This window comes from Paenibacillus sp. LHD-38 (assembly GCF_031157315.1).
Classification (GTDB): domain Bacteria; phylum Bacillota; class Bacilli; order Paenibacillales; family Paenibacillaceae; genus Pristimantibacillus.
In genome coordinates this window covers 37,541-46,267 of sequence record NZ_JAVIFU010000052.1, presented here as the reverse complement: position 1 = coordinate 46,267, position 8,727 = coordinate 37,541, and the positions used below count along the sequence as shown (strand labels likewise).

10 protein-coding genes are annotated in these 8,727 nt (G+C 45.7%); 1 reads left to right on the top strand and 9 read right to left on the bottom strand.

Translation table 11 applies throughout. From position 1 onward, the window contains the following. Positions 1-496: 496 nt before the first annotated feature. Both RCO25_RS28990 and RCO25_RS28985 read right to left on the bottom strand, forming a co-directional pair. A complete protein-coding gene (locus RCO25_RS28990; RefSeq protein ID WP_308999557.1) occupies positions 497-1,066 on the bottom strand; it encodes an SF0329 family protein in 570 nt (189 codons plus the stop codon). A 592-nt stretch (positions 1,067-1,658) separates the two neighbouring features. Then, positions 1,659-2,015 (bottom strand): S-layer homology domain-containing protein, encoded by a 357-nt coding sequence (locus RCO25_RS28985; RefSeq protein ID WP_308999556.1) that lies wholly within the window; start codon positions 2,013-2,015, stop codon positions 1,659-1,661. A gap of 62 nt (positions 2,016-2,077) precedes the next feature. On the opposite strand from RCO25_RS28985, the gene RCO25_RS28980 reads away from it, so the two are divergent. Further along, positions 2,078-2,245: a hypothetical protein gene (locus RCO25_RS28980; protein ID WP_308999555.1), complete on the top strand. Its 168-nt coding sequence runs from the start codon at positions 2,078-2,080 to the stop codon at positions 2,243-2,245. 62 nt (positions 2,246-2,307) lie between these two features. Here the strand turns inward: RCO25_RS28980 and RCO25_RS28975 are convergent, their stop codons facing one another. The 7 genes from RCO25_RS28975 to RCO25_RS28945 all read right to left on the bottom strand — a co-directional run bounded on the left by RCO25_RS28975 (position 2,308) and on the right by RCO25_RS28945 (position 8,564). After that, entirely contained in the window at positions 2,308-2,988 is a 681-nt protein-coding gene (locus RCO25_RS28975) for an N-acetylmannosamine-6-phosphate 2-epimerase (protein ID WP_308999554.1), read from the bottom strand. Positions 2,989-3,003: 15 nt separating this feature from the next. Then, positions 3,004-3,924 (bottom strand): dihydrodipicolinate synthase family protein, encoded by a 921-nt coding sequence (locus tag RCO25_RS28970; RefSeq protein WP_308999553.1) that lies wholly within the window; start codon positions 3,922-3,924, stop codon positions 3,004-3,006. Then, a complete protein-coding gene (locus RCO25_RS28965) occupies positions 3,902-4,822 on the bottom strand; it encodes an ROK family protein (protein ID WP_308999552.1) in 921 nt (306 codons plus the stop codon). The genes RCO25_RS28970 and RCO25_RS28965 overlap by 23 nt, the downstream gene beginning before the upstream one ends. Continuing rightward, on the bottom strand, positions 4,819-5,661 hold the full coding sequence (locus RCO25_RS28960; protein ID WP_308999551.1) for a carbohydrate ABC transporter permease: 843 nt from the start codon (positions 5,659-5,661) through the stop codon (positions 4,819-4,821). The genes RCO25_RS28965 and RCO25_RS28960 overlap by 4 nt, the downstream gene beginning before the upstream one ends. A gap of 10 nt (positions 5,662-5,671) precedes the next feature. Next, entirely contained in the window at positions 5,672-6,547 is an 876-nt protein-coding gene (locus RCO25_RS28955) for a carbohydrate ABC transporter permease (RefSeq protein WP_308999550.1), read from the bottom strand. 88 nt (positions 6,548-6,635) lie between these two features. Next, positions 6,636-8,048 carry an ABC transporter substrate-binding protein gene (locus RCO25_RS28950; protein WP_308999549.1) on the bottom strand — a complete coding sequence of 471 codons (1,413 nt, stop codon included), beginning with the start codon at positions 8,046-8,048 and terminating at the stop codon, positions 6,636-6,638. A gap of 45 nt (positions 8,049-8,093) precedes the next feature. Beyond that, complete coding sequence (locus RCO25_RS28945) at positions 8,094-8,564, bottom strand: NanQ anomerase/TabA/YiaL family protein (RefSeq protein WP_308999548.1); 471 nt, start codon at positions 8,562-8,564, stop codon at positions 8,094-8,096. Between the last annotated feature and the right edge of the window lie 163 nt (positions 8,565-8,727).

The following is an 8,727-nucleotide window of genomic DNA, read 5'->3' as shown; positions in this document are numbered from 1 at the left end:
CCTCTAATTTTAGGAGATTTTTTTCTGCCATGTACGCCGTAAAATTTACATTTTTAGCACAATTTAGCACAAAATAAATCACTTGAAACCTATGTTAGGTTTAATGCAACGCTACTGATAAATCATATTTAAATTGTACCAAGCCCATGAAATCACTGAAACTTGCTTTTCTGATTGTTTTCAAATTGGGACTAACGATTGTTGATGCAACTGTTGAACCAGAGAATGAAAGGTCAATTAGTTTATTGAGGAAATTAGGATTCAAAAGGGAGATTGAACTTAGAGATAATTTAATATATTTTTATTTGAATCGAAACAGTTTCGAAGATAGCAGGGAATTAATCTGATTTTTTTGTTTAAATAACATCATTGTACGATGACATTTCTAAAAGCAAAAAGAGGGGTTCTTCGCCCCTCTTTACTATTTCCGCCAATACATCTCAGCTACTAATCTTATCTGGCCAGCCCCTGGTAAAGGTGAATGAGTAATTTATTTTCATAACGTACTAAGCCGTAGTTCATAAAAATACTGCACAATTGGATGCTTTAACTTCATCTTCTCGTTCATATTTAAAATTCGCTTTTTTCCAACTCGTCTGTCCACCAAAGCTAGAATATTCAATAAGATATCATTGCTCTCTATGCTTTCCTCTATAGAAGTGGATAAAAACTTATTAGCTATAACGATAAAATTTGATTTACTTAATGATGACTGTGCCGACAAAAGCTCCTTTGCATATTCTGATTTTTTTCTACTTCTTGCAATTACTTTTAGACGATCCTCCGGAACTATCCCCTTGGTATCTTTTCTGACTGCTTCAATTTCTTCATTGTTGATAGGAATTTGGATATCTGAATCATTCTTAATTTCCAGCTCCGTCTGATACCATCTGATTAAGTTAGTTGTATCACTCATATTAAGTACGTTTTTTTTATCTACTGCAATATAACAAAGCCCTGCTTTATCGGGTAAATAACGGTAGCTCGTTGCACGGTATTCGACCCTTCCATATAACGCAGGACAGAGAAAACTCTCCAGATTTTGTTTCAATTTGCTCCAGGCCATGTACTACTCCTTGTTCTATATTAATAACTATCTATTGAGGCAGTTGTTCTATTATCCATAATACTATAACCAACACCAATCCTCTATATTCGAATGAAAATACCTCCACCGCTGAGGGGAAAGCTCAACATAATACTTGCTATTAACGTGGTTACCATTCAACACTTTGCCCTATACTGGTGTCGTAAATAAATTCAACTTTCATTTTAACTATTAACTCTTTAGGATAGTTCATAAAAAAAGCCTCTTCAAACTAAAGTCCCAGCAATGAAAAGCACAATCTTCTGATGATTTGCTCAATAAAACCTTAGCTTTAATTACAATATATTACGAGTTATCAATCAGTTCACATCAGTATTTCCCAACCTACTATTGTATCAACTTTATTTTTCAGTCTATTACTTTATTTTCTCTGAACGATTCAAAAATGGGTTATGCAAGTTACAAGCACCTTCCTTTTTCTATAGTCGATTTGATTGTAACAAGCAATCGATTACCTTATTCTTAATAGAATCTTAAAGGCTTGTTCACTGCCCAATAAAAAAAGGCCGAATGCGGACGCACTCGGTCTTCCATACTTATTTTACCTAAGTTATTGAACGCTCAGCTCGATCAGGTTTGAAATTACTTTCGCGACTTCCGCTCTGGTCACTTTTCCCTTGGCATCAAATTGGTTGTCAGGCTTACCATTGATGATTCCATAACGGTGCAATTGCTGAATAGCAGGCAACGCCCAGGCTGATATTATTTGGTCATCTCTAAAAGTGTGCCTTGTATCTGCTTCAGCTACCGAAAAGCCTGCATACTTCATGAAATTTGCAATCATTTGAGCCATTTCTTCTCGTGTAACGTCCTGATTCGGAGCGAATTTACCGGCTCCTAGCCCTTTTACTATTCCATTCTCGCTTGCAAAAGCAATAAAGGGCGCATAATACTTGCCGGCATCCACATCCTCGAAGGTCCTTTCCAGACCATGCGCTTGCTGAAGAATATTTAAACCTGCTTATAAGCGTGGAACGATATGATAAGGCATGGCGTTTCTACCATGACCTGCCGAAAGCTTTCGCCAGCAGCGACCGCATTCAAATTATTGTTGGAGCTGCTGCTCTGCAGCTGGATCAGGATGATTTTGTAGAGCGCTTATTCCTGCAGGAGTTTGCTGTCATCCGCGAGGAGTAGCGGAGCAGCATGAGAGGACTGACGATGCTTACTCGCCAGTCCTCTTTCCGTTAAACTTTTTTTTAGCTCTTCGCAGCAGCTACGAACCTCGCCGTAATTTCTTTTGGTCTAGTAATCGCCCCGCCAACGACGACCGAAGCTGCTCCAAGCTCCAAGCAGCGCTTATACATTTCGGGTGTCAGCACGTTTCCTTCCGCGATGACTGGGATGCGGATCTTTTGCAGCACGGACTTCAAAAAGGCAAAGTCATTGTCATACAACTTGGTAGACGACGTATAAGACGTATAACCATGAAGCGTCGTAGATACGCAATCAAAGCCCATTTGCTGCGCGATTTCCGCTTCTTCCACCGTTGAAATATCCGCCATCAGCAGAATAGCCGGATTTTTCTTCCTGCAATAGGCTACCAGATCAGCTAGTGTCACGCCGTCAGGACGTTCGCGTACCGTGCTGTCCATAGCAATCATTTCGCAGCCGCTTTCGAGCAGTTCATCGATCTCCTTCTTCGTTGCGGTAATAAAAACTGCACTGCCCGCATAGTCCCGTTTGACGATCCCGATTACAGGCAGCGAAACCTCCTCTTTAATCGCGATAATATCCGCCTTCGAGTTCGCCCTTATCCCTGCCGCGCCGCCTTGCTTGGCCGCCAATGCCAGCTTTGACATAATAAACGGGCTATGCAGAGGCTCATGATCCAGTGCTTGGCATGAAACGACTAACCCGCCGCTGATTTGTTCCATCATTTTCGTCTATCCCCTCTATTCCTTCGTATAAAAGGCAATCGCTTCATTGATTTCTTCGTTCAGCTCGATTAATGAAGCATGATCCTCTTCCCGGACAGGCAATAGCGGGAAGCGCGGCTCGCCCGTTTCAATGCCTCTAATGCTGAGTATATATTTGCATGCGCCGTATAGGGATGGATATCCCAGCAGTTTCTTGATGATGCCATTGATTTTATATTGGAGCGCTTGTGCTTCTGCCAGCTTATTTTGCGCATACAAACGGTTCAATTCGCAGAACAGCTCAGGCATAACCCCGTACGTGCCGCCGATTCCGCCATCCGCTCCCATGATTCTGCCCGCCAAAAACTGCTCGTCAGGGCCGTTGAACACGAGGAAGTTTTCGCCGCCGGCCTCTTTGAATTGCTGCAGTTCAAACGTGCTCTCCCCCGACATTTTCACGCCGATGACCTTCTCTTGCCGCGCCATCTTCTTCAGCAGCGGGATCGACAAGTTAAAGCCCGTTGTTTGCGGAATATTGTAAATAATGAACGGGAGCTCCGTGCTGTCGATCATTTGCTGCCAATGATTCTCGACCGCCGCTTCCGATAATCGATAGTAGATGGCAGGAACGGCTGAAATGACATCGGCTCCGGCTTGCTCGGCATGTCTCGATAGCTCTACGCTCTCACGCGTCGAATTTGCTCCCACATGCACGATAATCGTTAATTCCCCTTTTACCTCTTCCATTACCGCATCGAGTACTTTTTTGCGTTCCTCGGCCGTTTGCAAAATGCCTTCGCCTGAGCTGCCGCCGACATAAAGCCCTTTAATGCCCGTCGATACATAATATCTTGCCAGCTTCTTCACGCGTGCAGCATCCACGTTTCCGGCATCATCGTAAACCGAATACATCGCTACATAAATACCTTTATAGTTAGAGATGATGTCTGTTTTCATTGCTATCCCACTCCGTCTCATCATTATAATAAGGATATACTGCGCCATATAGCGCAGCCCGATTGCCAAGCTCTGCCGCCTTTAGCTCCGTCTTAGAAAAATTAGCTGGCAGGTACTCATCAAGCCGAGCCTTGATTTTGTCCAGCAGAAACGCCTTTTGCTCCGAAACTCCGCCGCCGATCAGAATCAAGGAAGGATCGGCAAGCAAAATTATTTCAGCGAGGCCTCTTGCGATTTCCTCGGCCCAGCCATCGATAATGGCATTGCAGCATTCGCTGCCCATTCGGGCGTTTGCAAACAGCTCATGCCCGCTCCCCGTGAATTCCGGCAAAACAAGCGACGCTTTGTTTAATAATGCAGTCATCGAGGCCCTTTGCTCATAGGTCGTCCGGGTGCTCTTATCGTACAAGGAATGCCCGATCTCCCCGGCCCGGAAATGGCTGCCCACGACAAGCTTTCCCTCGCAAAATAGAGCCCCACCTACGCCCGTTCCAAGCGTCATGCAAAAAAAATGATCGCTGCCCTGAGCCGCACCCTTCCATTTCTCGCCGCATGCTGCGGCATTCACGTCATTGGCGACGATGGCGCGCAGACCAAATCGGTCCTGAATCATCGTTTTAAGATTCGTTCCTTTATACTCCGGAATGGTGCCACCCGCAAAAACAATTTCTCCGCTTGCGGGATCAACAACCCCTGCCGTGCTTATGCCGACGCCTTGAATGCCTTCGTACTTTTCCAGCAGTTCAGCGATAATGCCGGCCGCCTGTTCAGGAATCCGAATGTTCGCCTGCCCTTTAGGCGTCTTGACGGAATCATGATAGAGCAGCTCCGCACCAAGGCCAAACACCGCATATTTAATTTCCGTACCGCCTATATCAATGCCTATATAATGCTTCATTCCTTTACGGCTCCTATCGATATGCCCCTCGTAAAATATTGCTGGAACAGGATAAAGATAATGAGCATCGGAATGGCGGCGACCGTTGCGCCGGCCATCTTGTAAGCGAAGTTAGGATTCAGATCCTGCATCAAGGTGGCGACCCCGACCATCAACGTTTTCATTTCCTTATCCTGGCCGATAACCAGCTGCCACAAGTAGTCATTCCACACTTGAACGAAGTTCAAAATGAATAGCGCGCCGATGCCCGGCTTGATGATCGGGAGCAAAATTTGCAAGAATGTTCTGACTTCTCCTGCCCCGTCGATTCTTGCTGCTTCCCGCAGCGCATCAGGAGCGCTGTCGAAAAATCCCTTCAGCAAAAACACGCCAAATGCCGTCGCCACGTTCGGCCAGATCATGCCGTACAAGCTGTTGACCAAGCCAAGCTCCTGCGTAATTCGAAATAACGGAACGATCATGACCTCTTTCGGGACCATTAAGCTGGATATGAAAATAATAAAAATGACTTGTTTGCCTTTGAATTGCAGCTTGGAGAAAGCATACGCGGCCATTGAGCTGGCGATTACGACCAGTACGGTCGTTAATCCCGCAACGAACAAGCTGTTTAAGGTCCAGCGCAGCGCGGGCTGGCTGTTGAACACTTCCGTATAATTCGAGAAGGTAAACGTCTTCGGCCACCAATCCGGCGGCATTTTAAGCACGTCCGAGCTGTTTTTGAGCGAGCTTGTAAATAGCCAATATAATGGGAAAAGATTGAGAATAGCGAACAAAATGATGATGATATTCGCGATTACGTCGTACGTTTCCCGCTTTTTCTTTGTTTTCGTCTGAAGCATGGTTTATCCCTCACTTATCCTTGAACATCGCTCTGAGTTGAGGCACCGACAATAACAATGTAATGAAGAACATGATAACCCCTACCGCAGAAGCGACGCCGAGCTGATTATACTTGAACGCATTGTTGTAGAGATAATACATCATGGTGACGGAAGCATTATTCGGGCCTCCGCCTGTCAGCATCTGGATGACGACGAAAATCTTCAGAACGGCGATAATGTTAATAATCGTTATATATATCGTTGTCGGTTTGACAAGAGGAATCAAAATTTGAAAAATAACTTTCGTACGGCTTGCGCCATCCACCTCGGCAGCTTCGAACAGATCCTTAGGCACGCCGATCATGGAGGCAATATACAAGATGATGGCTTGGCCCACATTAGTCGCGAAGGTGACGAAGATGACGACCGGCAATACTGTCGTTTTATTGCCTAGCAAATTAAAGGTGCTGAAATTCATCTCGCGAGCCGCATAAGAGATAAGCCCGTTGGCGGGATTTAGCAAGAAGCCCCATACCATGCTCATGACGACCATCGATACCATAACCGGAATATAATAGCTGCCTCTGATAAAAGATACGTATTTCGCGTTTTTGTCGAAGACGGCCGAAGCCACGAATAAAGAAAAACCTACGGTCAGAAGGACAATAAAAACAACGAATATGATGGTGTTATAAATCGATTTGAAAAACACAGGATCATTGAACAAGGTGATGTAGTTGTCTAAACCTACGAAGGTCTCTTTTTGATATTGAATCTTGTACAAGCTCAGCCGTATGCCTTCGAGAATCGGATACACGATAAACACAAGAAACAATAGAAATTGAGGCATTATAAACAGATAGCCGGTCACGTTTTCTTTCCAGTAATGATTGCGTAGTTTCATGGATATCCGTTACCTTTCTTATTCGATGCCTTGACCATAGCTGGGGCGATCAAAGCATCGAAACATGATTTCGGTTGCAGGCAGGTCTCTAGTTGTAAAGCGTCGAGCTTTCCTTCGCCTTTTGAATAACGGCATTGCCCTTGGTTTGATAGTCCTTCATCGCTTGCGCAGCTGTTTTCTCGCCAATGTAGATCGCTTGCAGCTCTGGATAAAGCACTTGTCTAAGCTCGCTGTAACCGGGAACGTTGCCTGTGAAGTTGAACATATATGAAGCGTTTGCATCATACGCCGCAAATAGCGGATATTGGTCTTTGAACTCAGCTGCGACGGAGCTTCTTACCGGAATGCTGTTCTTGGAAGCTTTAACCAGCTCAGCATCGCTGGAGAAAAATTTCACGAAATCTTTGGCAACCTGAATGCGGGTATCGTCCCCTGTCTGGAATACGCTTGCGCCGACCACATAAGTGAACGATAGCGGATCTCCGCCTTCGGACGGGATGTTGGCAAGCCTGAGATCGAACTTCGGTGCTTTGCCTGCTTCCATATCCGCTTTGGCATTGTTGAACAGGACCGCATTCGTAAAGCTGATCGCGAGCTGCTGATTTTGGAACATCGCGTTTGCGTCATTGGAGGATACCGATTCCGCGCCGGGATTGGTGTAGCCCGAGCTGTAAATCTTCTTCAGCCATTCCGCCGCTTTGACACCGCTCTCATTATCAACCGTAATGTTTCCTTGCCCGTCAAAAAACTTGTTTCCGAACATTCTAAGATAAGCAAGATTCCAGGTGTCGCCTTGGTTGTTCAATGCGTAAAGCGCCATCGGGTACGTATTCGCGTATTTGTCCTTCGGCAGCTTTGTTTTCAGGCCTTCCAAAATTTGCTCGTATTCTGCCAAGGTCCATGTTTTAATTTCATTTTCGTTTCCGAGAAATTTGTCCAGCCCTGCCGCTTTGAACATATCGGCGTTATAAGCCAGCGTTCCGGGATTTTGGGAGAACGGATAGAAGTAAATCCCGTCACCGAAGGTTACGTTATCCCAGTAGCCCTGCGCGATATCGCTTTTTGCCGCATCGTCTACGATGTCATTAAGCGGTACCAGCGCGCCGCGGTGTGCGTAGTCACCCATCGCGAAAACGCTTTCAAAGAAAATGTCGGGAGGTGTTCCGCCGTTTAGGTTAACGTTGAGCATCTCGTCCCGCTGATCGCCGGCAACGACCTGAACATTTATTTTTACATCATAGTTGCTGTACTGCTTCGAAAATTTATCAGCCGCATAGTTGAAGAAGCTGTCATAGTCGGCATTCGATTCTGTCGCATCGAAGACGCCTTTCCACTGCGGCGTGAGCCATAAGGAAAGCTCAACCTTCTCTTTCTTGCCGCTTGCTCCATCGTTCTCGCTTTTATTGGAATCGGAACCGGTTGAATTTCCAGAACAGCCCGCCAGCAGCGCGAGGATTAGAATGAATGCTGGAATCAAAGAAAACTTACGACTTTTTAACATGGATAAAGCCCCCTTTTTTCATAGTGGTCATCTCATTAGAAGTCTTTAAAGTAAATCCTGATTGATTTTGACGACAACCTTCCGCACATTCGAGGCATGGGCTGTCGCAAGACCCGGCCGGTGAATGTCATCCGGAAACAGCACCATGTACATACCCGGTTTCAGCTGAATCAGCGTCTCATCCTTAAGCTCCACAAATAGCGCGAAATCTTGCTCCTGATTATAAGGCTCGGTTGGCTCGCTGTTCTCGCTATGCAGCTGCCAGCCGATCGTCTCCTCTCCCTGAAGCAATAAGTGGATATCGAGGAACCGTTCATGCTTCTCGGCGGGCTGCTCTTCCTTTGGCTTTGTCGTAATCGCCATAAGCAGGGCAAACATATCATCGCCCTGGATCGGATGCTTCCCTTCTTCAAGCCCTTCAAAATCGGTCTCAGCCAAATAATCGATAGCTTTGCGGAGCACAGGGTGCGCGGACTCCCGCTGCGTCGTCCAATGTCTCAGCGACCCGACGATCATGTTCCATTCTCCTCCCTCTTCTTTGGTGTCCTGACCTTCCAAATGCTTGCCTGGGAAGGCTGTAAGCAAATTATAGCTTCGTACAATCGCTCAAAACAGGAACGGAATTTTCGTTTTTTATTCAACATTTTTGGAAAACGGCGAACTATTCACTATTTTTAAT